This window comes from Nocardia sp. NPDC050717, from assembly GCF_040654275.1.
GTDB lineage: Bacteria > Actinomycetota > Actinomycetes > Mycobacteriales > Mycobacteriaceae > Nocardia.
This window is the reverse complement of record NZ_JBFAHR010000001.1, coordinates 166443-188329: the sequence shown is the minus strand read 5'-3', so window position 1 is coordinate 188329 and position 21887 is coordinate 166443. Positions and strand designations below refer to the sequence as shown.

The window sequence follows — 21887 nt, the reverse complement described above, 5'->3', positions numbered from 1 at the left end:
AAGGGCGTGGGCGCGCTGCCTATGCTGACTGCGACCGACCGTCACACACATCCCGGAGGCACCGTTGCCTAACAATCTCGAAGCCAGCATCGATATCGCCGCCGCGCCGGAGAAGGTGTGGTCGATCCTGGCCGATCTCCGTCGCGTCTCCGAGCTCAGCCCGACGACGCTCAAGATGATCCCGCTCGGCGGCGTCCGGGACGGCGCGTTCACCGTCAACGTCAACAAGGTGGGCTGGAAGGTCTACCCGACCACCTCGCGCATCGTGACCTTCGAGCCGAACCGGTCCTTCGCGTTCCGGATGAACGAGAACCGCACGGTGTGGCGCTACGACCTCGAGCCCACCGCCACCGGCACCCGCGTGGTGGAGACCCGCACCGTCGACGCCAAGGGCCTGCCCGGCTGGCTGCGCGGGACCATCAAGGTAGCCATGGGTGGCGAGGAGAAGTTCGAGGCCGACCTCGTCGCGGGCATGCAGGAGACGCTGCGCAAGGTCAAGGCCGCCGCGGAGCGCTGACCTCAGCGACCTACGAGAGCCCGTCGGACCCCTCCGGCGGGCTCTCGGCATTTCTAGAGCAGATCCTGCCTGACCTCCTCGAAAGCCTGCGCGGTCCGGGCCAGCAGCGCGGTCAAGGTGGCGAACTCGTCGGCGGTGAAGCGGTCGCCGACGGCGCGCTCGACCGCGATCGCGCGCGCGTCGGCCGCCGCGGTCAACTCTTTGCCGCGCTCCGTCAGCCGCGTCTCGAGCACGTTCTTGTGCCATTCGTGCGGTGAGCGTTCGACCAGGCCGCGCTCCTGCAGATTGGTCAGGACGGTGTTCATGGTCGGCGGCGTCACGCCCGCCAGGCGCGCCAGGGCGGCGGCCGAGATGCCGGGGTTCTCGGCCAGGTACATCAGCGCGCTGAACTGCGGAACCGTCAGCCCGGCCGGTTTGAGCGCGGCCGTCTTCGCCGCGATCATCGCTTGCTCGGCACGCTTGAGAAACGTGCCCAGCCTCTCGGTCGAGGGCATGGACGTCATGGGGGCATGGTATCCGTCCGACTCGAAGTAACGCTCTTGACGATCATTAGGGTTCTAATCTACATTTCTGCTCGTTGCATGATGTCTGGCATTACATGAACGAGAGGCTTCATCATGATCAGGACCGGTACGACCGTCGCGGTAGTCATCGCCTGCCTGGCCGTCACCGCCTGCGGCACCGACGCGCCCGCCGCCGCGCCCACCCTGAGCACCGCCTACGAACTCCCAGGCGCCGCCGTCTACCCCGAGGGCATCGCGGTGGACGCCCGCACCGGCGACAGCTACGTCGGCTCCTACGCCGATGGCACCGTGTACCGCGCCGCCGGTGCCGCGACCCGCGCCGAGGTGTTCCTGCCCGCCGGAGCCGACGGCCGCAAGACCACCAACGGGCTGCGCGTCGACCGCGAGGGCAGGCTGTGGGTGATCGACTCGACCACGGGAGTCACGGTGTACGACACCGGCTCTCGCGCGCTGCTCGCCCGATTCGACGTGCCGGGAACGGATCCGCGCTTCGTCAACGATCTCGCCTTCGGCGCCGACGGCAGCGCCTACCTCACCGACAGCGTGCGCAATGTCGTCTACCGGGCAGCCGCGGACCGGATCGCCTCGGGCCGAGGTGAATTGAGCGTCGCCTTCGACCTCGCGCCGACGCTCGGCCCGCGCGCGCCGCAGGTCTTCGAACTCAACGGGATCGTGGCCGACGAGGCCGGGCGCTACCTGCTGGTCGTGGCGATGTCGGCGGGCGAGCTGTACCGCATCGACCTCACGGGCGGCGAGCCGATCCGCAAGGTCACGCTGAACGGCGGCGATGTGCGCCACGGCGACGGCATGGAGCTGCGCGACGACACCCTGTGGGTGGTCCACAACACCGACAACACCGTCAGCCGCTGGCACGTCACCGACGACGGCGCCACGGCCACACGGGAGCGCGAATTCCACGACCCCGCGCTGAGCATCCCCACCACGATGGCGCACCGCGGAGACCGCGCGCTGATCGTGTCGTCCCAGTTCGACAAGGGCGGGCCGATGGGCGGGGACGCGAAGCCGGGGACCTTCGTGGTGTCAGCGGTCGACGGACTCTGAACGCACGAAATCCTCGAGTACCGTGACGAATTCGTCCGGCTGCTCGACCTGCGGGGAATGCCCCGCGTGCTCGACCAGATGGGTCCGCGCCCCCGCCGCGGCGAAGCGGGCGAGCGTCGCGGTGCTGTCGTAGAGGTGGTCGTGCCTGCCGTGTATCGCCAGCACGGGCAGGTCGAGGGCGGCGACGCGCTCGTCGAGCGGGTGCGCGGCGAGGTCGTCGGCCCGGCCGCTGACGGCGTAGGCCATGGCGGCGGGCACGGCGCCACGGAAGTCCCGGACCACCGCCTCCGCCAGGCCGGGCGCGGAGTCGTAGCGGAAACGGGGCGCGAAGACGCCGCGGTTGGCCAGCCGGATCAGCACACCGGGAGTGAAGCGCTGCGCCAGCCGCACCGTCGATGGGCGGACCACCCAGCGCGCGGCGCCGGGAATGTTCGCGGCGCGATAGTCCGGCGCCTGGCCGACCAGGACCACCCGCCCCACCCGCGAGGTGGTGTTCGCGAGTTCGAGCGCGATCTCGGCGCCGAAGGAATGACCGACAACGGTCACCTCGGTCAGCTCGAGTTCGGCGAGCAGTGCCGCGATCGGGGCACTGCGGGACGCGGCGTCGAACCGGCCCGTCTCGGCGCCCTGGTCGCGCACATCGACGCGGATCACCCGGAACGAGCGCGCGAGCCGTTCGGCCACGCCGGCGAACCAGTCGACCGAGCCGGGGATGCCGTGGACGCACACGATCGCCGGAGCGCTCCGTTCACCTTCGTCCACAAACAGCACAATTCACCCTAACGCGCGTCCGAGGGTGGGTGCCGCGGCCCGGATCTAGGCTGTCGCTCATGGTCACCGCCCTGATGTACGGCCTCGGTGCCGTGGTTCCCCTGCTGATCGGCGTCGCGATCGGTCTGCGGTGGTCGTTGCCGAAACCCGTGCTCGGCGCGCTGATGGCGTTCGGCGCGGGCACGATGATCGCGGCGGTCTCGGAGGAGCTGTTCGAGCCCGCCTTCCGCGGACAGGGCGCGCTCGTCGCCGGTGGCGCGCTGTTCCTCGGCGCGGCGGTGTACGTCGTCGCCAACTACTTCATCGAGGAGAAGCTCGGCGCCGCCGCGATCGGGTGGGCGCTGCTGCTCGGCACGGTCCTCGACGGGATCCCCGAGAACACCGCGCTCGGCGTCTCGCTGGCCGAGGGCGGCGGGGTGGTGCTGGTCGTGGCGATCGCCGCGGGCAATGTGCCCGAGGCGCTCAGCGGCGCCACCCTGATGCGCGACCGGCACGCCTTCGGCACCGGGCGCATCTTCGCGCTGTGGGCGATCACCGGTGCGGTGCTCGTGCTGGTCACCGTGCTCGGACATGTTCTCGCCGAAGACATCTCGCCCACCGCGATCGGCGCCGTGCAAGCCTTCGCCGGTGGGGCGACCATCGCCGTGCTGGCCGATTCGCTCATTCCCGAGGCCTACCGTGAGGGCGGCTGGTGGGTGGGCATGGCCACGGCCGCGGGGTTCTTCGTCGCCTTCGCGCTGGGGTGAGTCAGCGGGCCATGCGGCGGCGCGCGCGAGTCATCATGCGCGGCACCAGCCGCCGGTGGGCGAGGCCGGCCAGTCGGCGGTTGAACACCCATTGACAGCCGCTCAACTGCGAATATTCTGCGGGCAGGTATCATTCGCCGCCTAGCAGTAGCGGTAACGGGGCGCGTCGAATACGCTTCGCCGCGGATGAAGACGCCTCATGGAGGGACGAGTGATCACTCCGCACAGGCCGGAGGACGGGGCCGACGCCCGGCATACCGTGCCATTGACCCAGCTGATACACCTCATGGCGGAGTATCAGCAGCTCGGCGCACACCGTGACACCTTCCTCGCCACGCCCGCCGACGACACCTTCGTGCGCGGCTGCGGCATCATCGCGGGCACCATCGCGACCATCGGCGTGATCACCGCCGCCGTCGGCTCCTGGCAGGGCGGTGTGGCGCTGCTCGTGATCGCCGCCGTCCCCGTCCTGCTCGCGCTGCGCCGCGGAATCCTCAACCGGCAGAACCGAGCCGCGCGAATCGACCTGTTCGACCACGGGGTGACGGTCTACCGTTCCGGCCAGCGGGTCGCCGGATTCCGTTGGGACAGCACCGAAGTGCGTCAGCAGATGATTCCCTTCCACGACACCGCGGCCGTGTCCTACGTGCTCGAACTCACCGGCCCCGGCACCGCCGAGACCACCATCGACGAAGAGGGCTTCGCCCGCGCCCGCGAATGGGCCCGGGCCATCCAATCCGCCGTCACCGCAACACAACTCCCCCTCGCCGTCGCCGCCATCGACAACGGCGACACCGTCACCTTCGGCGACCTCGGCCTCTCCCTGGACGCCCTCACCTGGCGCGGCGAATCCTTCCCCTGGGAGAACATCCAGCTCATCGACGCCCGCAGCGGCCACATCCGCGTCAAACACGCGGGCACCTGGCTCTCCCTCACCCCCGTGAGCACCATCCCCAACTTCTACATCTTCAACGAACTCGCCGAGAGGTTGCGGTTGACGCCGGTGGGGTAGCGGGTCAAGGCTGGAGGCCGAGGATCAGCCGGACCGAACTCTCCACTCGCCGAAGTTCACCTGGCGCGAGCACCCCGAGTTTGCGACGCAGCCGCGCCTTGGCGACGGTGTGGAGATCGGCGCAATTCACATACGACTCTGCGCATTTCGTCAAACCCGAGTCTGCACCAACCGGAACGTGGGTCACCTCGGGACCAGAAGTCCCGGTGATCAGAACCACAGTGACGGCGGCCAGTGGTTCCGCGATGCGGTTCACCGTCAAAACGACAGCGGGATGCGGCCCCACCGGCTGCGGGAGCGCACAGGACCAGACTTCTCCCCTGAGCGCCGTCCCGACGCTCACCACTGCATCTCGTCCACAGCAGCGAGTTCGTCCTCATCCGGCTCCACGACGCCCTCCGGGAGCGGGGCGTGGCTGCCCTCGTAGAACGCGCGGATTTCCTCCGCCGCGCCAACCTCCGCGGCTTCACGCGCGAGGAGGCGCAGCCCTTCACGAAGGGCATCAGAGGTCGAGTCGATGCGCAGTGTCCGCATGACCTCCCGCAGAGCCAGCACCTCGTCGTTGCGAAGCCGGACCTGCGCCAGGCGGCTGGCGCCGAGCGATCCCGCCGATTCACGGCGTGCGGCCGCCTTCTTCTTCTCGGCCATCCGTTTGCGGGTCGCGGCCGCATCGGCAGTCTGTCTTACAGATGTCATACACCTAGTGGGAATCGACACCGATCGCTGGTCAAGCAAGAGATTCCGAATAGACCGAAGGCCGGTCCACGGGGAGTGGACCGGCCTTCGGGGGCTTGCGGGGTGACTAGCTGATCCGGGGGATCAGAAGTCCATGCCGCCCATGCCGCCGGTGGGGTCGCCCGCGGGGGCGGCCTTCTCCGGCTTGTCGGCGACGACGGCCTCGGTGGTGAGGAACAGGGCCGCGATGGAGGCCGCGTTCTGCAGGGCCGAGCGGGTGACCTTGACCGGGTCGGCGACGCCGGCGGCCAGCAGGTCCTCGTACTCGTTGGTCTGGGCGTTGAGGCCCTGGCCCGCGGGGAGGTTGGCGACCTTCTCGGCGACGACGCCGGGCTCGAGGCCGGCGTTGAAGGCGATCTGCTTCAGCGGAGCCGACAGCGCCACGCGGACGATGTTGGCACCGGTGGCCTCGTCACCGTCGAGCTTCAGCTCGTCCAGCGCGGGGGCCGACTGCAGCAGGGCCACGCCACCACCGGCGACGATGCCCTCTTCGACGGCAGCCTTCGCGTTGCGGACGGCGTCCTCGATGCGGTGCTTGCGCTCCTTGAGCTCGACCTCGGTCGCCGCACCCGCCTTGATCACCGCGACACCGCCGGCCAGCTTGGCCAGACGCTCCTGCAGCTTCTCACGGTCGTAGTCGGAGTCCGAGTTCTCGATCTCGCTGCGGATCTGCGCAACGCGGCCCTTGATGGCCTCCGCGTCGCCCGCGCCCTCGACGATGGTGGTCTCGTCCTTGGTGACGACGACCTTGCGCGCCTGGCCGAGCAGCTCGATGCCTGCGGTCTCCAGCGAGAGGCCGACCTCTTCGCTGATGACCTCGCCACCGGTGAGGATGGCGATATCGGCGAGCTGGGCCTTGCGGCGGTCACCGAAGCCCGGGGCCTTGACGGCGACGGACTTGAAGGTGCCACGGATCTTGTTCACGACCAGGGTCGACAGGGCTTCGCCCTCGATGTCCTCGGCGATGATCAGCAGCGGCTTACCGGCCTGGATGACCTTCTCCAGCAGCGGCAGCAGGTCCTTGACGGTCGAGATCTTCGACGAGACCAGCAGGATGTACGGATCCTCGAGGACCGCTTCCTGACGCTCGGGGTCGGTCACGAAGTAACCGGAGATGTAGCCCTTGTCGAAGCGCATGCCCTCGGTGAGCTCCAGCTGGAGCCCGAAGGTGTTGCTCTCCTCGACGGTGATGACGCCTTCCTTGCCGACCTTGTCCATGGCCTCGGCGATCAGCTCACCGATGGACGCGTCGCCGGCCGAGATACCGGCGGTGGCGGCGATCTGCTCCTTGGTCTCGACCTCCTTGGCGGTGTCGAGCAGCTTGGCGGTGACGGCCTCGACGGCCTTCTCGATGCCGCGCTTCAGGCCGAGCGGGTTCGCGCCGGCGGCGACGTTGCGCAGGCCCTCACGCACGAGCGCCTGGGCGAGCACGGTGGCGGTGGTGGTGCCGTCGCCCGCGACGTCGTCGGTCTTCTTGGCGACTTCCTTGACCAGCTCGGCGCCGATCTTCTCGTACGGGTCCTCGAGGTCGATCTCCTTGGCGATGGACACACCATCGTTGGTGATCGTGGGGGCGCCCCACTTCTTCTCGAGCACGACGTTGCGACCCTTCGGGCCCAGCGTCACCTTGACAGCGTCGGCGAGGGCGTTCAGACCCCGCTCGAGACCGCGACGGGCCTCTTCGTCGTACGCAATTGTCTTGGCCATTGCGTTGAGATCCTCCACATGTCTATGGCTGACACACGAGACGACCACAGGTTGGATCGCCCCAAAGTACGCTGGCCAGGTGCGGTGCCCGCGACGGACGACCGAGGGTGTCGATGGAACCCGGTCTCACCGTCCCGACCTGGCACTCAACAGATGCGAGTGCCAAGCCATTTTTAGCACTCGGGTGGTGAGAGTGCAAGGTCGCGCCCGGCACGGCCGGGCGCGACCCGGACCTCAGGGCTGCTCCTCCTGGGCGGCCAGGAACTGATTCAGCAACTCGACGAGTTCGGCCTCTACGACAGCCTTGTCCAGACCGAGGCCACTGAGCACGCCCGTACCGTTCTCCTGCTCCAGCAGCGCGAGCAGGATGTGCTCGGTGCCGATGTAGTTGTGGCCGAGGCGCAGCGCCTCCCGAAAGGTCAGCTCGAGGACCTTCTTGGTGTCACCGTCGAACGGGATCAGGGCGGGGATGTCGGCATCGGCGGCGGGCAGCGAGGCGGTGACCGCGTCGCGCACCGCGTCGAGCGTGACGCCCCTGGCGACGATCTCACGGGCCGCCAGCCCCTCCGCCTGGCCGATCAGCCCGAGGATCAGGTGCCCGAGCGAGATCTGGGCGTTGTTCGCCTCGCGGGCCACCTCCTGGGCGGCCACGACCACCTGGCGGGCGCGGGGGGTGAACTTGGCGAAGCCGGCCTGCGGATCCATGGCGGCCGTGTCGCTCGGACCCTTGGGCACGAACCGCTTCTGCACGGCCTGCTTGCTGACGCCCATGCTGGCGCCGATGTCGGTCCAGGACGCGCCGGCGCGGCGGGCCTGGTCGACGAAGTGGCCGATCAGATGGTCGGCGGTCTCGCCGAGGTGGTTGGCGGCGACCACCGCGTCGGAGAGCTGGTCGAGAACATTGTCGGGACGGGCCTTCTTGATGCCGTCGATCAGGTCGTCGAGGCGGAAGTTCGGAGTGCTCATGGCGTCAACTCTAAGTTGACGTCGCATGATCGTCAACCATTAGTTGACGATCATGTCGTGGCAGAGTTGTCGGCATGGGGAGAGGTCGGAGCGCGGGCCGGTGGGCACTGCGCGGCGTGGGGGTCTTCGTGACGCTGGTGTGCCTGGTCGGCGCGGGCCGATTCCTGTGGCCACAGCCGGGGATCACCGAGCAGCCGGGGTCGACCGAGCGACAGCTGACCTTCGTGCGGGCCGCGCTCGACAGTGGCGCGGATACCGCTGCCCAGCAGCAGTTTCCGGAAGGACATTTCTTCCTCAACGCGCTCTACGGCATCTCGTGGGTACAGGCTGCGCACACCGAGCCCGCGTTGCGGGACACGGCCCTGCGGGAATCACGGTGGGCGCTGGACCGATTGGAGTCCGAGCAGGGTCGCGCCGCGTTCAGTCCGGCCTTGCGGCCCGCGTACGGAATCTTCTGGGCGGGCTGGACCAACTGGTTACGCGGCGCGATCCTGTCGCTCGACGCGTCCGATCGGGCCGAGGTACAGCGGTTTTCGGCGCACAGCGCGGAGATCGCGCAGGCCTTCGCCGCGTCGGAAACACCGTTCCTGCAGGCCTATCGCGGGCAGGCCTGGCCGGTCGATTCGACTGTCGCGATGGCCTCGCTGCGGTTGCACGACCACCTGCTCGACGACCGGTACGCCGCGGTGACAGCGAGGTGGCTCGACGCGGCGCGTGCCCGCCTAGATCCGGCTACTGGCCTACTGCCGCACGAGGTTTCGCCGGATGGAACGCAACTCGACGGCGCGCGAGCGACCTCGCAGTCGGTGATCCACCGGTTCCTGCCGGAGATCGACGCGGCCTTCGCGCGCGAGCAGTACGCCGTGTACCGCGACCGATACCTCGCCTACCCGGGCGGGTTCGGACCGGCGCTACGCGAGTATCCGCACGGTGTCGACGGTGTCGGCGATGTGGATTCGGGGCCGCTGGTCGCCGGAATCAGCCTGTCGGCCACGGTCGTCGGGCTGGGGGCCGCCCGGGTGAACGGCGACAGCGGCCTGGCGGCGGCGATCGGCGCCGAAGGCGAACTGCTCGGACTACCGGTCGACCTGCCCGGTTCCAAGCGGTACGCCTTCGGCCTCGCCCCGATCGGCGACGCGTTCGTGGTGTGGTCGTCGACCGCCCGGCTCCTCACCACGGAACCGGCCGTGGGCGACTGGGAGACCCGCTGGTGGCGGGCGCCGTGGCTGGCCGTGCTCGGCCTGCTCGCCCTTGCCCCGTGGGTCGGGCGACTCGTCACCCTCCGTGATCCCCGCCACCGCAGGCCACTCAGCGGGTAGCCGATCGGGTACTGTCGGTTTTCACCAACGGTGATATTCCGAGATGCCGGGCACTCAGGCTGCCCGCTTCCGAGAGTTTCCGTGCTGTCAGGCATGAACGAACACACTCTCGGAAGGCGATTCCCGACCCATGTACACCTTGTCGATCCTGGCGCTCGCTGCCGCTGTCTTCTCCCTCGGCCTGGTCGCCGGGGTCGTTCTGGCATACAGCAACTCGGTGATGCCGGGGCTGCGGCACGCCGACGACCGCACCTTCGTCGACGCCTGCCAACGACTCAACACCGCCATCGACAACCCGCTGTTCCTGGTCGTGTCGAACCTCGCACTGCTGGCCACGGCCGCCGCGGTGGCGCTGGCGATACCGGCCGGGCTCGGGGCGGCCGTCCTGGCCTCGACCGGCGCCGCGCTCCTGCTCTACGTGAGCACCTTGGTGATCACATTTGCCGTCAACGTGCCGATGAACAACGAACTCATCGCGGCCGGACACCCCGACACCATCCCCGATCAGCTGGCGGCGGTGCGCGCCCGCTTCGAGAGCAAGTGGACCACCATGAACAACCTGCGCGCCGTCGCGACCACCGCCGCGCTGATCTGCTCGCTGGTCGCCCTGATCCTGGCGACCTGACCGCTCAGCGCAGGCCGGCGGCCTTGCCCGCGAAGCGGACGATGTTCTCCTTCACCCATGCGCCGGTTCGGCCGCGGATCACGCGGTGGGTCGGGGTGTCGTCGGCGTCGAGGAGTTGGATGACGGCGTCGCGGCGGCCCAGGCTGAGGCATTGCAGGTGGTAGCGGAAGGTCATCGGCTTCGGTTCGGCGCCGGTCGCCCGCGCCAGGATCGCCTTGGCGACGTAGCTGCCCGCGGGAAGGGCTGTCGCGCAGGCCATTCGGAGTGGGCGGTCGCCGGGACCGGCGATCAGGGCGGCGTCGCCCGCGGCGTAGATATCCGGGTGCGAGAGCGAGCGCAGGGTGTCGTCGGTGCGGATGCGGCCCTGCTCGTCCACGTCGAGACCGGCGCTGCGGGCGAGGTCCGGGACGGTGAAACCGGCAGTCCAGACGACAGCGGCGGCAGGCAACAGGGTGCCGTCGACGAGCCGAACACCGTCGGACAGCACTTCGGCGACCTTGACTCCGGACCGGATTTCGACGCCGAGACGGGTCAACGTGGATCGGATGTGCTCGACGGCTCGCGTGGAAAGCCAGGAACCCGGCTCCTCCGAACCGAGCAGGGTGACCTGGGTCGACTTGTCGGCGCCACCCGAATCACGATGCCGCTCCGCGTGTTCCGCCATCCGCTCGCGATCACCCACCCCGTCCGGCCCCCGGCCCGCCGCCGCGAGCCTCGCCGACAGCCCGGCGTCATCAGGCACGGCCGCACCCAGCCGCCCCGCAGCACGCCCCGCCGACCGCTCACCAACTGCCGGTCCGGCCGAACCCCTGTGTGCCTCAGCGAGTTCCGCTGCCAGCTCGATGCCGGTGGATCCGGCGCCGACGACGATCACCCGGCCGGTGGGTAGCGCACGCAGGTCTTCGGGGGTCGCGACGGAGTGCGCGTACTCTGCGATGCCGGGCACGCTCGACCGGTCGGCCGCGCTGCCGAGCGCGTAGACCAAGGTGTCGTAGCCGATGGACCATTCACCGTCGAGGTCGACGCGCTTCGCGTCCGGGTCGATCGCCGTGACCCGCGCGCGGATGTACTCGATGCCCTTGCGCTCCAGCATCTCCCGCAGGTCCCAGCGCCTGATCCGCCCGCCCGCCGCGGCCTGGTGCAGGCGCACCCGTTCGACGAATTCCGCGCGGGTGTCGACCACGGTGATCCTGGTGTCGCGCGCCTTCGCCAAGCGGCGTGCGGCGCTGAGTCCCGCGTACCCGGCGCCGAGGACGACGATTCGCTGCTGCCCGGTCATGTGTGGCTCCTCTCGACGTTGCCGACACCGACCAGACCGCGCAGCCGCCGGATTACTGACAGCGCGACGGAGTGATCCGGCTCACACGCCAGTGGCGACCAGGAAACCGAGCTTGTCTGGGTTGACCACGATGCGCACCGAGTCGACCAGCCCGGCGCCGTCGACATCGAAGAACATCACCGAGCTGGCGACCACGCCGTCCGCGCGCACGATCAGCGCCGGCTCACCGTTGACCTCGGCGAAATCGAACGTGCTCGCCGGCGTGAGGAACTTGGTGAGGCCGAGCAGGTAGCGGGCCACCTGGTCGGCGCCGGTGACGGGCCGCCGCGCCGCGGTGACCTTGCCGCCGCCGTCGGCCATCGACACGATGTCGTCGGCCAACAGGGCGCGCAGACCGGCGAGATCGCCGGTGGCCGCCGCCAGCAGGAACCGCTCGATCAGCGTGCGCGCCTCGTCGGCGGGCACGGTGAAGCGCGGTGTGTCCGCGCGCACCCGGCTGCTCGCCCGGTGCAGGATCTGCTGCGAGTTGGCCTCGGAGAGCTCGAGCATCGCGGCGATCTCGGCGTGCGGATACCCGAACGCCTCGCGCAGCACGAAGACCGCGCGCTCCACCGGATTGAGCCGCTCCATCGCGGTGAGCAGCGCGAGCGACACCGACTCGCGCTCCTCGACGGTCTCCAGTGGACCGAGCGCGCCCGCCCCGGTCGGCACCGGCTCGGGCAGCCAGGGCCCGACATAGGTCTCGCGGCGAGCCCGCGCCGAGACCAGCGCCGTGCGGCAGAGATTGACGGTGACGGTGGTCAGCCAGGCCTCGGCATTGCCGATCGTGGCGCGGTCGGCCGCGGCCCAGCGCAGGTAGGCCTCCTGGACGATGTCCTCGGCCTCGCTCGCCGCGCCGAACATCCGATACGCCAGCGCGAACAATCGCGGCCGATGCCCGAGAAACTCCGTGAGCCCGTCGGACTCCACCGCTCCCCCTCCGCTCACGAAACCGGGATTCAGTCGCGCGGACGACGCAGCCGCAGCCGGGCCGAACCGCGGATCGCCGGGCGGCGGATCTGCGGCATCTTGCGCTGGGCCCGCCGCTGCGCGCGGCGCTCGGACGGCTTGTGCTGCCAGGTCTCCGGCCGGGCCGCCACCCAGCGGGCCGAGCGCCAGGCGAACGGGATGTGCACGAGGTACAGGCCGACCAGGATCAGTAGCAGGACAATCGGGTAGGTCACCAGCAGGGCCGCCGCCAGGGCCACCAGCACCAGCAGACCGGCCGCCGCCTGGGGAGCCACCGACACCGACTTCATCGCCAGCGTCGGGATGGTGCTCACGCACAGCAGGGCGGCGAAGATCGTCCACGCGGCGACGAAGGCGAAGCTGTCCCACCAGCCGTCCCCGAATTGCACCCGCAGTGCGATCGGGACCAGCGCGATCAGCGCGCCAGCGGGTGCGGGCACCCCGACGAAATACTCGCGGGCCCAGTTCGGGCGGGAGTCGTCGTCGAGCAGGGTGTTGAACCTGGCCAGGCGCAGCACCAGGCTCACCGCGAACAGCAGCGCCACGATCCATCCGGCGCTGTAGCCGTCGAGCAGGGTGACGTAGAGGACCAGCGCGGGCGCGACGCCGAAGGAGATCGCGTCGGAGAGCGAGTCCAGTTCGGCGCCCATCTTGCTGGTGGCGTCGAGCATCCTGGCCAGGCGGCCGTCGAGGGTGTCGAGCACGGCGGCGGCGCCGACCATGGCCAGCGCCACTTCCAGCTCGCCGTCGAGGCCGAACTTCACCGCGGACAGGCCGGCGCACAGGGCGAGGATGGTGACGACGCTCGGCAGCAGCCGCACCGAGCGTGGGCGCTTGCGGCGGGCGGCCTGTTCGATCATCCCAGCACAGCCAGCACGGTTTCGGCGCCGATCGTGCGCTGCCCCGGGGCGACGAGCAGTTCGGTGCCGACCGGGAAGTAGGTGTCGACGCGGGAGCCGAAGCGGATCAGGCCGTAGGTGTCACCGATGGTGAGCACGTCACCGGCGCGGGCGTCGCAGACGATGCGGCGCGCCAGCAGCCCGGCGATCTGCACGACGACGACCTGCTTGCCGTCGGCGGTGTCGATGACCATGCTGTTGCGCTCGTTGGCGTCGCTGGCCTCGGGCAGGTCGGCCGAGAGGAACTTGCCGGGCTGGTGCTGCACCTCGCGCACGGTGCCGGACACGGGCACGCGCTGCACGTGCACGTCGAGGACCGAGAGGAAGATGCTGACGCGCGGCAGCGGCTGATCGCCGAGGCCGAGCTCGGCGGGCGGCACCGCGGTGTCGACCAGGGCGACCTCACCGTCGGCGGGCGCGACGACGATGCCGGGACGGTTCGGCGGCACGCGATGCGGATGCCGGAAGAAGGCCGCGCAGGCCGCGGCGGCGCCGAGACCGGCCCGGCGGACCCACTTGTTCCGGCCGCCGACGACCGCGACCGCCAGCGGGACCGCGACGAACGGCAGTCCGGCGGGGTGCAGCGGTGGGACGGCGGCCCGGACCAGGTCGACGACATGGCCGATGCCGGTGGTTTCGGGCGTGCCGGGCGGAGTGGGGCGGCGGGCCACGGGCTCCCTCTTTCGTGGGGTGACGACAACACAAGCGTTCACACCTTACGCCGAGCTCGCCGTCCGCCCCCGATGGGCGGTGCGCGGCCGATGTGACCGAAGCCACGAATTCGCCGGCCGGACGCGCTAATATGAGGAAGCCTCATGTCTGCCCGTTCACATGTTGTCCATACGGGGGTCATGGGCGATGAGCGACAGATTTCGATGCTTCAGGTACACCCAGCGGTGCGACCGCAGGTTGACAGGTACATAGGAGACGCACAATGGCTGCTCGAATCGCCCAGACGACTGGGGCTGAGCACACCGCGATTCTCGGTTTGGGCGTCTACCGCCCCGCCCGGGTGGTCACGAACGACGAGGTGGCTGGGCCGATCAACTCGAGCGACGAGTGGATCCGCACCAGATCGGGCATCAACACCCGCCGGTTCGCCTCGGCCGAGGAGACCGTCAAGAGCATGAGCGTCGCCGCCGCCGAGGGCGCGTTGGCCTCGGCGGGTGTCGCCGCCGATCAGGTCGACTGCGTCATCGTGGCGACGTCGACCCACCTGCTGCTCACTCCCGCCATCGGGCCGCAGATCGCCACCGATCTCGGCATGACCGGCGCCGCCGCGTTCGACATCTCGGCGGGCTGCGCCGGGTTCTGTCATGCCCTGGGCATGGCCTCGGATCTGGTACGGGCGGGCACGTCCAAGAACGTGCTGGTGATCGGGGTCGAGAAGCTCACCGACACCGTCGACTTCACCGACCGCTCCACGGCGTTCCTGTTCGCCGACGGCGCGGGCGCGGTGATCGTCGGCCCGGCCGAGGAGCAGGGCATCGGCCCGACCGTGTGGGGTTCGGACGGCACCCAGCACCACGCCATCCGGCAGAGCAAGGACTGGATGGAGTTCTTCACCGAGATCGAGGAGAAGGGCACCGACGCGGTGCGCCCCTACCTCGCGATGGAGGGCACCGCGGTGTTCCGCTGGGCCGCGCATTCGCTGGAGAAGGTGTGCCGCGAGGCCATCGACAAGGCCGGGCTCACCACCGACGACCTCGACGCCATGGTCCCGCACCAGGCCAACGGCCGGATCATCGAGATCATGGCGCGGGTGCTGAAGCTCCCGGAGGACTGCGCGCTGGCCAACGACATCGAGGAAGCAGGCAACACCTCGGCAGCGTCGATCCCGCTGGCGATGGAGGCGCTGCTGCGCAAGGGCGAGTCGAAGCCGGGCGACACCGCGCTGCTGATCGCCTTCGGCGCCGGACTCTCCTACGCCGCACAGGTTGTCACCATGCCGGCCTGGCGCTGACCGGCCAGCAAATCCACCCACCGCGGCGGCGGCCCGCCCCGAGCGGACCGCCGAGCGGTGGGCTCGCCGTGTCCACCTCGTCCCACTTGCACCAACTCGGACAGGCTGGCAAACTCTTCGCTAATCGACGTTGCTGACCGACGAAGCTCAGCCACCGCGTCCCTGTCGTCGAACCGAGGTGATCGGCCGTGAAACTGCGCTCCTTCCTGCCACGCAGGAACATCAACGACATCCCGCTGCTGCCCACCATCGAGCCGGACGACAGCTCCGCACTGCGCGCCGCCCTCACCCGCCGCAAACGCGACGAACGCCTCGAACGCCTGCTGACACCCAGCGAACTCGACCTGGTGCTGCACAACCAGCTCTGAGCGCGCACCGGGGGCGAGGGGGGATACTCGACAGGTGAGCACACCCGCGGTAACCAAACCGGCCATTCTGAGCGTTGACGACGACCCCGGGGTCTCCCGGGCCGTGGTACGCGATCTGCGCCGCCGCTACGGCGCCGACTACCGGATCCTGCGCGCCGAGTCCGGCCAGCAGGCGCTCGAGGCGCTGCGGGAGATGAAGCTGCGCGGACAGCCCGTCGCGGTGCTGATCGCCGATTACCGGATGCCGGGCATGGACGGCATCGAATTCCTCGAGCAGGCGATGGACCTGCACCCCTACGCGCGGCGCGTGCTGCTGACCGCCTACGCCGACACCAATGCCGCGATCGACGCGATCAACGTCATCGACCTCGATCACTACCTGCTCAAGCCGTGGGACCCGCCGGAGGAGAAGCTCTACCCGGTGCTGGACGAGCTGCTCGCCGCCTGGCGCAGCGCCGAGCACCGGCCCGTGCACGAGACGAAGGTCGTCGGTGACCGGTGGTCGCCGCGGTCCTCGCAGGTGCGCGAGTTCCTGGCGCGCAACCAGTTGCCCTATCGCTGGTACCCGGTCGACGAGCCGGAGGGCGCGCGACTGCTCGAGGCGGCGGGCGCCGATCCGCTGCGCTGTCCGGTGGTGATCACCGCCGCGGGCTCGGCGCTGATCCAGCCCAGCGACAGCGAGCTCGCCGAGAACGTGGGGCTCGCCGTGGAACCCAGCGGCGACTTCTACGACCTGATCGTGGTCGGCGGCGGACCGGCCGGACTCGGCGCCGCCGTGTACGGCGCGTCGGAGGGTTTGCGCACGGTGCTCGTCGAGCGCACCGCCACCGGCGGCCAGGCCGGGCAGAGTTCGCGCATCGAGAACTACCTCGGCTTCCCCGACGGCCTGTCCGGCGCGCAGCTGGCCGACCGCGCGCGCAGGCAGGCGGCCAAGTTCGGCGCCGAGATCATCACCACCCGCGACGTCGTCGGCCTCGAGGTCAACGGTTCGGCGCGCACGGTGCGCTTCGCCGACGGCGGCAGGCTGTGCGCGCACACCGTGCTCATCGCGACCGGCGTGGACTATCGACGTCATCCGGCGCCGGGCGTGGACGAGTTCACCGGGCGCGGCGTGTATTACGGCTCGGCCATGACCGAGGCGGCCGAGTGCGCCGACCAGGACGTCTACATCGTCGGCGGGGCCAACTCGGCGGGCCAGGCGGCGGTGTTCCTGTCGCGCAACGCGCGTCGGGTGCACATCGTGGTGCGGGCCGACGCACTGGCGAAGTCCATGTCGCACTACCTGATCCAGCAGATCGCGCAGATCCCGAACATCGTGGTGCACACCGAGACCGAGGTGGTCGGGGTCGACGGTGACGATCACCTCGAGCGGATCATCCTGCGCGACAACAAGGCCGGCACCGAGGACAAGGTCGAGGCGCACCGGCTGTTCCTGTTCATCGGCGCCGCGCCGCAGACCGGCTGGCTCGACGGCGTCGTCACCAGGGACGACGCCGGATACGTCGTCGCGGGGCCGGACCTGATGGTGGACGGCAACCGGCCACCGGGCTGGGAACTGCCCCGTCCGCCGCACCATCTCGAGACCAGCGTCCCCGGCGTCTTCGTCGCGGGCGACGTGCACGCCGAATCCGCCAAGCGGGTGGCGTCCGCGGTCGGTGAGGGCGCGATGGCCGTCATGCTCGTCCATCGGTATCTGTCCTAGGAGTGGCTGTGAGCGAACTGATCTGCGATCCGAACGAACTGCGCACGCTGTTCCTGTTCGAGAAACTCGACGACGACCAGCTCGCGCAGCTGTGCGCGGTCGGCCGGATCGAGTACATCGACGCGGGCCAGGTGTATCGCGAGGGTGATCCGGCGACCTGCTTCTACGTCCTGATCGACGGCGAGGTGCGGCTCACCAAGCTCTCGGGCGGGATGGAGATCGAGATCAACCGCACCGACCAGCGCGGGGTCTACGCGGGCGCCTGGATGGCCTACCTGGGCGACAAGGTGAGCCAGGACTACGCCGGGTCGATGTATGTCGAGCGGCGGTCCCGGTTCCTGGTGCTGGCCGCCGCCGACTTCGCGCGGATGGTCAAGGACTGGTTCCCGATGGCCGTGCACCTGCTCGAGGGCGCGTTCTACGGCGGGCAGAAGTCGAGTCAGCGGATCGCGGAGCGGGAGCGGCTGCTCGCGCTCGGCTCGCTCTCGGCGGGGCTCACCCACGAGCTCAACAACCCGGCCGCCGCCGCGGTGCGTGCCACGGCGGGCCTGCGCGAGCGGGTGGCCGGGATGCGGCACAAGCTGAAGATGATGGCCGAGGGCAAGTTCCAGCCCGAGGCGTTCGTGAAGCTGGTGGAACTGCAGGAACAGGCCGCCGAGCAGGTGGCCAAGGCGCCCGACCTGTCCCCGCTCGAGGCGGCCGACCGGGAGGACGCGCTGGCCGACTGGTTCGACGAGCACGGCCTGGCCGACGGCTGGAACCTCGCGCCGACCTTCGTGCAGGCCGGCCTCGACGTCGACTGGCTCGAGGGCGTGCACGCCACCCTGGAGGCGTGCCAGGCGCAGGTCTTCGAGGGCGCGATCCGCTGGCTGAACTACACCATCGAGACCGAGTTGCTGATGAACGAGGTCGCCGACTCGACGACCCGCATCTCCACCCTCGTCGGCGCGGCCAAGCAGTACTCGCAGATGGACCGGGCGCCATATCAGGTCGTCGACCTGCACGAACTGCTCGATTCCACGCTGGTGATGCTCAACCGCAAGCTCGGCGACGGCGTCGAGGTGGTCAAGGACTACGACCGCGCGCTGCCGCCGGTGCCGTGTTTCGCGGCCGAGCTCAACCAGGTGTGGACCAATCTGATCGACAATGCGGTGTACGCGATGGGCGGCACCGGCACCCTGACCGTGCGGACCTACAAGGAGAACGACTGCGCCGTCGTCGAGATCGGTGACACCGGGCCCGGTATCGCGCCCGAGGCCATCGGCCGGATCTTCGAACCCTTCTTCACCACCAAACCGGTCGGCGACGGCACCGGGCTCGGCCTCGACATCTCGTTCCGGATCGTGGTGAACAAGCACCACGGCGACATCCGGGTCGAGTCCGTGCCTGGTGACACCCGATTCATCGTCCGGCTGCCGCTGGACCCACAGGGAGGAGATCAGTGATGTCGGAGGAGTTCGACGGTATCGATCCGAGCGTGCCACCCAGCGGGGCCGGGTGTGTGGAGTGCGACGCCGCGGGCGGCTGGTGGGTGCATCTGCGCCGCTGCGCCGAATGCGGGCACATCGGCTGCTGTGACAGCTCGCCGAGCCAGCACGCCACGAAGCACTTCAAGGCGAGCGGGCACCCGTTCATGCAGAGCTACGAGCCCGGCGAGGACTGGTTCTACAACTTCTCGACCGAGGAGATGTACAGCGGCGGTCCCGAGCTCGCCGCGCCGACGAGTCACCCGATCGGCCAGACGGTGCCGGGCCCGGCCGACCGGGTGCCCGCCGACTGGCAGTCACACATCCACTGATCAGCCCTGCGGCTTGATCCCGGCGGCCTCGGCGACGGGCTTGTCGGCGTTGCCCGGCGCGAGGCACACCAGCTTGGCGGTGCCGAGCGCGACGTTCGGGCTGCCCTCGAAGGGGCCACCGGGATGGGCCGCGAGGATCTCGTCGATCGCCTTCTTCTCACCCTCGCTGTCGAGGGTCTTGAACTGCGCGCAGGTGATGTCGGCGCCGGTGGCGGCCGGGGCCTGCGTGGCGCTCGCCGCGGGCTTGGTGGTGGTCGCGCTCGCGCTCGCGCTGGACGACGGCGTGCCCTTGCGCAGCCCGCTGGCGTCGGCGGACTCGTCGGAACCGCACCCGGCCAGTGTCAGGCAGACCGCGCCGGCGGCCAGGACGACGAGGGAGATTCGATTCATCTGCAGCATTCCCCGGTGGATCTCGGCGCCGGAACCTCCGGCGCGTCCGATGCAGCGTACCGGCAGGTAGCGGTGGAGTGTCATGTCAGTCACTGTGGCCGCGCGCGCTTGCGGCCCGCCAAACGATTCCTGATCGCCCGAGCGGATCGGCCGCCACGCGCGGCAGAATGGCACGGTGGCTGAACTCTCCCTGACCGCCCGGCTCAATCCCTCGGCAGCCGATGCCCGGCGCGGGGTGGTGCGTCTGCACCCCGAGACGCTCACCGCGCTCGGCCTGCGCGAATGGGACGGCATCGCCCTGATCGGCGCGCGCCGCACCGCCGCGGTGGTGGCGAAGGCGCCTGCGGGCACGGCGCCCGGGGTGGCCCTGCTCGACGACGTGACCCTGTCCAATGTCGGGCTGCGGGAGAACGCGGCGGTGACCGTCACCCCGGTGACGGTGTACGGCGCCAAGCAGATCTCGCTGAGCGGTTCGGCGCAGGCGACGGCCAGCATCCCCGCGGCCACGCTGCGCCAGGCGCTGCTCGGCAAGGTGGTGACCGTCGGCGACACGGTGTCGCTACTGCCGCGCGATCTCGGCCCCGACATCAGTTCCGCGGCGGCCACCCAGGCGCTCTCGCGCGCCTTCGGCATCGCCTGGACGACCGAGCTGCTCACCGTCACCGCGATCGAGCCGATGCCGGGACCGGTGAGCGTGCAACCGAATTCGGCCGTCGGCTGGGGGCGCGGGCCCGCCGCGATCATGCACGCGGTGGAGCGCGACACCGACGCGGGCGCCAACGGTGCGCCGGAGAGCGCGGTCTCGGTGAGCTCGGGCAGCGCGGCCATCCCCGTCGAGGACCTGGCGGGTGTGCAGGCCCAGGCCGCCAAGCTGGCGGAGTGGCTGAGCCTGGCACTCGACGAACCCGAGCTGCTGAAAACCCTCGGCGCGCCCGCGCATCTGGGCGTGCTGGTCACCGGACCGGCCGGGGTCGGCAAGACGACCATGGCCAGGGCGGTGACCGCGCCGCGCCGGATCGTCGAGCTCGACGGGCCGAGCGTCGGTGCGATGGAGAGCGGTTCGCGGCTGCGCGAGGTCGCCGAGGCGGTGGGCGACGTGGCCGGTGGACGCGGCGGCGTCCTGCTCATCACCGATGTCGACGCGCTGCTGCCCGCCGAGGCCGAGCCGGTGGCCACCCTCATCCTCGACCAGCTGCGCGCGGCGATGAAGGCGCCGTGCGTGGCCTTGCTGGCCACGACCGCCCATCCCGCACAGGTGGATTCGCGGCTGCGCGCGCCCGACCTGTGCGACCGCGAACTCGCGCTGCCGCTGCCGACGGCCGCGATCCGGCGCGCCCTGCTGGAACAGCTGTTGCGCAAGGTGCCAGCCGGTCCGCTCGACTTCGACGTGATCGCCGCGCGCACACCGGGATTCGTGGTCGCCGATCTCGCGGCGCTGTGCCGGGAGGCGGCGGTCAGGGCCGCGGGGCGGGCCAGTCGCGAGCAGAGCGAGCCGGCGCTCACCCAGGACGATCTGGTCGGGGCACTGGAGGTCATCCGGCCGCTGTCGCGTTCGGGGACAGAGGAATTGGCGATCGGCTCGCTGGACCTCGACGATGTCGGCGACATGGTGGAGACCAAGCAGGCGCTCACCGAGGCGGTGCTGTGGCCGCTGCGCCACCCCGACTCCTTCGCCCGCCTCGGCATCGATCCGCCGCGCGGCGTGCTGCTCTACGGGCCGCCCGGCTGCGGCAAGACCTTCCTGGTGCGCGCGCTCGCCGGCACCGGTCAGCTCAGCGTGCACGCGGTGAAAGGCGCCGAGCTGATGGACAAGTGGGTCGGCTCCTCCGAGCGGGCGGTGCGCGAGCTGTTCCAGCGGGCCCGCGACTCGGCGCCGTCGCTGATCTTCCTCGACGAGGTCGACGCGCTGGCGCCGCGGCGCGGCCAGAGCAGCGACTCCGGCGTCTCGGACCGCGTGGTCGCGGCGCTGCTCACGGAGCTCGACGGGGTGGAGCCGCTGCGCGATGTGGTCGTCCTCGGCGCCACCAACCGGCCCGAGCTGATCGACCCGGCGCTGCTGCGCCCCGGCAGGCTCGACCGGCTGGTGTTCGTGCCGCCGCCGGACGCCGACGCCCGGCTCGACATCCTGCGCACGGCGGGCCGTTCGGTGCCGCTGGCCGATGACGTCGACCTGGCCGCGCTGGCCGCCGACCTCGACGGCTACTCCGCCGCCGACTGCGCGGCACTGCTGCGCGAGGCCGCGCTGACGGCCCTGCGCCGCGACATGGCGGCCGCCGACGTCACCGCCGACGACGTGGCCACCGCCCGCGCGACGGTGCGCCCCTCGCTCGACGCCGCCCAGGTCGAGTCGCTGCGCCGGTACGCCGAGAGCCGGGCCTGAACCACGCGAGACGCGACCCGACAACAAACCCAGCCCCGCACGACCCGACCTCGAGGAGGGTCCGCCGCGCAGCGGCGGTCGCGCCAGCGCTCCAACAAACACAGTATCGTCGACAG

At 70.1% G+C, this 21887-nt stretch carries 23 protein-coding genes; 12 read left to right on the top strand and 11 right to left on the bottom strand.

The genetic code is table 11. The annotated features are described in order from the left end of the window. The first annotated feature begins 64 nt into the window (after nt 1-64). Nucleotides 65-517 carry an SRPBCC family protein gene (locus tag AB0H56_RS00905; protein WP_357155942.1) on the top strand — a complete coding sequence of 151 codons (453 nt, stop codon included), beginning with the start codon at nt 65-67 and terminating at the stop codon, nt 515-517. 53 nt (nt 518-570) lie between these two features. Here AB0H56_RS00905 and AB0H56_RS00900 read toward each other — a convergent pair whose 3' ends face one another. Next, nucleotides 571-1020, bottom strand: coding sequence for a MarR family transcriptional regulator (locus AB0H56_RS00900; RefSeq protein ID WP_357155940.1), 450 nt, complete (start codon nt 1018-1020; stop codon nt 571-573). 114 nt (nt 1021-1134) lie between these two features. Here AB0H56_RS00900 and AB0H56_RS00895 point away from each other — a divergent pair, with 114 nt between their 5' ends. Then, nucleotides 1135-2103, top strand: a complete 969-nt coding sequence (locus AB0H56_RS00895; protein WP_357155939.1) for a superoxide dismutase — start codon at nt 1135-1137, stop codon at nt 2101-2103. On the opposite strand, the gene AB0H56_RS00890 is transcribed toward AB0H56_RS00895, so the two are convergent. After that, the gene (locus AB0H56_RS00890) at nt 2083-2865 is read right to left on the bottom strand and encodes an alpha/beta hydrolase (RefSeq protein WP_357155937.1); all 783 of its coding nucleotides are present in this window, start codon (nt 2863-2865) and stop codon (nt 2083-2085) included. The two genes, AB0H56_RS00895 and AB0H56_RS00890, sit on opposite strands and share 21 nt — an antisense overlap. Before the next feature lie 68 nt (nt 2866-2933). Between AB0H56_RS00890 and AB0H56_RS00885 the strand changes: the two genes are divergently transcribed. Then, nucleotides 2934-3620 carry a ZIP family metal transporter gene (locus AB0H56_RS00885; RefSeq protein WP_357155936.1) on the top strand — a complete coding sequence of 229 codons (687 nt, stop codon included), beginning with the start codon at nt 2934-2936 and terminating at the stop codon, nt 3618-3620. A gap of 286 nt (nt 3621-3906) precedes the next feature. Beyond that, on the top strand, nt 3907-4632 hold the full coding sequence (locus tag AB0H56_RS00880) for a DUF6585 family protein (protein ID WP_357155934.1): 726 nt from the start codon (nt 3907-3909) through the stop codon (nt 4630-4632). A gap of 4 nt (nt 4633-4636) precedes the next feature. On the opposite strand, the gene AB0H56_RS00875 is transcribed toward AB0H56_RS00880, so the two are convergent. The 4 genes from AB0H56_RS00875 to AB0H56_RS00860 form a co-directional block, all read right to left on the bottom strand. Beyond that, nucleotides 4637-4975 (bottom strand): type II toxin-antitoxin system PemK/MazF family toxin, encoded by a 339-nt coding sequence (locus AB0H56_RS00875; protein WP_357155933.1) that lies wholly within the window; start codon nt 4973-4975, stop codon nt 4637-4639. Beyond that, on the bottom strand, nt 4972-5280 hold the full coding sequence (locus AB0H56_RS00870) for a hypothetical protein (protein WP_357155932.1): 309 nt from the start codon (nt 5278-5280) through the stop codon (nt 4972-4974). The genes AB0H56_RS00875 and AB0H56_RS00870 overlap by 4 nt, the downstream gene beginning before the upstream one ends. Nucleotides 5281-5451: 171 nt before the next feature. Then, nucleotides 5452-7074 carry a chaperonin GroEL gene (groL, locus tag AB0H56_RS00865; protein ID WP_110039323.1) on the bottom strand — a complete coding sequence of 541 codons (1623 nt, stop codon included), beginning with the start codon at nt 7072-7074 and terminating at the stop codon, nt 5452-5454. Between the two features lie 234 nt (nt 7075-7308). Then, nucleotides 7309-8040, bottom strand: a complete 732-nt coding sequence (locus AB0H56_RS00860) for a Clp protease N-terminal domain-containing protein (protein WP_357155930.1) — start codon at nt 8038-8040, stop codon at nt 7309-7311. A 74-nt stretch (nt 8041-8114) separates the two neighbouring features. Between AB0H56_RS00860 and AB0H56_RS00855 the strand changes: the two genes are divergently transcribed. Together AB0H56_RS00855 and AB0H56_RS00850 are read left to right on the top strand one after the other, a co-directional pair. Beyond that, nucleotides 8115-9359 carry a hypothetical protein gene (locus AB0H56_RS00855; protein ID WP_357155929.1) on the top strand — a complete coding sequence of 415 codons (1245 nt, stop codon included), beginning with the start codon at nt 8115-8117 and terminating at the stop codon, nt 9357-9359. 130 nt (nt 9360-9489) lie between these two features. Then, on the top strand, nt 9490-9984 hold the full coding sequence (locus AB0H56_RS00850; protein ID WP_357155927.1) for a DUF1772 domain-containing protein: 495 nt from the start codon (nt 9490-9492) through the stop codon (nt 9982-9984). A 4-nt stretch (nt 9985-9988) separates the two neighbouring features. Here the strand turns inward: AB0H56_RS00850 and AB0H56_RS00845 are convergent, their stop codons facing one another. From AB0H56_RS00845 to AB0H56_RS00830, 4 genes are all read right to left on the bottom strand, one after another. Beyond that, nucleotides 9989-11263 (bottom strand): FAD-dependent oxidoreductase, encoded by a 1275-nt coding sequence (locus tag AB0H56_RS00845; RefSeq protein ID WP_357155926.1) that lies wholly within the window; start codon nt 11261-11263, stop codon nt 9989-9991. Nucleotides 11264-11344: 81 nt separating this feature from the next. Continuing rightward, complete coding sequence (locus AB0H56_RS00840) at nt 11345-12250, bottom strand: RNA polymerase sigma-70 factor (protein ID WP_357155924.1); 906 nt, start codon at nt 12248-12250, stop codon at nt 11345-11347. An 11-nt stretch (nt 12251-12261) separates the two neighbouring features. Then, on the bottom strand, nt 12262-13131 hold the full coding sequence (locus AB0H56_RS00835) for a phosphatidylcholine/phosphatidylserine synthase (protein ID WP_357155923.1): 870 nt from the start codon (nt 13129-13131) through the stop codon (nt 12262-12264). Continuing rightward, complete coding sequence (locus AB0H56_RS00830; protein WP_110039072.1) at nt 13128-13841, bottom strand: phosphatidylserine decarboxylase; 714 nt, start codon at nt 13839-13841, stop codon at nt 13128-13130. The genes AB0H56_RS00835 and AB0H56_RS00830 overlap by 4 nt, the downstream gene beginning before the upstream one ends. Nucleotides 13842-14104: 263 nt before the next feature. Between AB0H56_RS00830 and AB0H56_RS00825 the strand changes: the two genes are divergently transcribed. From AB0H56_RS00825 to AB0H56_RS00805, 5 genes are all read left to right on the top strand, one after another. Continuing rightward, on the top strand, nt 14105-15133 hold the full coding sequence (locus AB0H56_RS00825; RefSeq protein ID WP_357155921.1) for a beta-ketoacyl-ACP synthase III: 1029 nt from the start codon (nt 14105-14107) through the stop codon (nt 15131-15133). 188 nt (nt 15134-15321) lie between these two features. Continuing rightward, complete coding sequence (locus AB0H56_RS00820) at nt 15322-15501, top strand: hypothetical protein (RefSeq protein WP_357155920.1); 180 nt, start codon at nt 15322-15324, stop codon at nt 15499-15501. A gap of 34 nt (nt 15502-15535) precedes the next feature. Further along, entirely contained in the window at nt 15536-17203 is a 1668-nt protein-coding gene (locus tag AB0H56_RS00815) for an FAD-dependent oxidoreductase (RefSeq protein WP_357155919.1), read from the top strand. Between the two features lie 8 nt (nt 17204-17211). Next, nucleotides 17212-18648 carry an ATP-binding protein gene (locus tag AB0H56_RS00810; RefSeq protein ID WP_357155917.1) on the top strand — a complete coding sequence of 479 codons (1437 nt, stop codon included), beginning with the start codon at nt 17212-17214 and terminating at the stop codon, nt 18646-18648. Further along, the gene (locus tag AB0H56_RS00805; RefSeq protein WP_110039322.1) at nt 18648-19001 is read left to right on the top strand and encodes a UBP-type zinc finger domain-containing protein; all 354 of its coding nucleotides are present in this window, start codon (nt 18648-18650) and stop codon (nt 18999-19001) included. Before AB0H56_RS00810 ends, AB0H56_RS00805 begins: the two co-directional genes overlap by 1 nt. Here AB0H56_RS00805 and AB0H56_RS00800 read toward each other — a convergent pair whose 3' ends face one another. Next, nucleotides 19002-19391 carry a hypothetical protein gene (locus AB0H56_RS00800; RefSeq protein WP_357155916.1) on the bottom strand — a complete coding sequence of 130 codons (390 nt, stop codon included), beginning with the start codon at nt 19389-19391 and terminating at the stop codon, nt 19002-19004. Nucleotides 19392-19566: 175 nt separating this feature from the next. Here AB0H56_RS00800 and AB0H56_RS00795 point away from each other — a divergent pair, with 175 nt between their 5' ends. Continuing rightward, nucleotides 19567-21771 carry an AAA family ATPase gene (locus AB0H56_RS00795; RefSeq protein WP_357155915.1) on the top strand — a complete coding sequence of 735 codons (2205 nt, stop codon included), beginning with the start codon at nt 19567-19569 and terminating at the stop codon, nt 21769-21771. Nucleotides 21772-21887 lie beyond the last annotated feature (116 nt).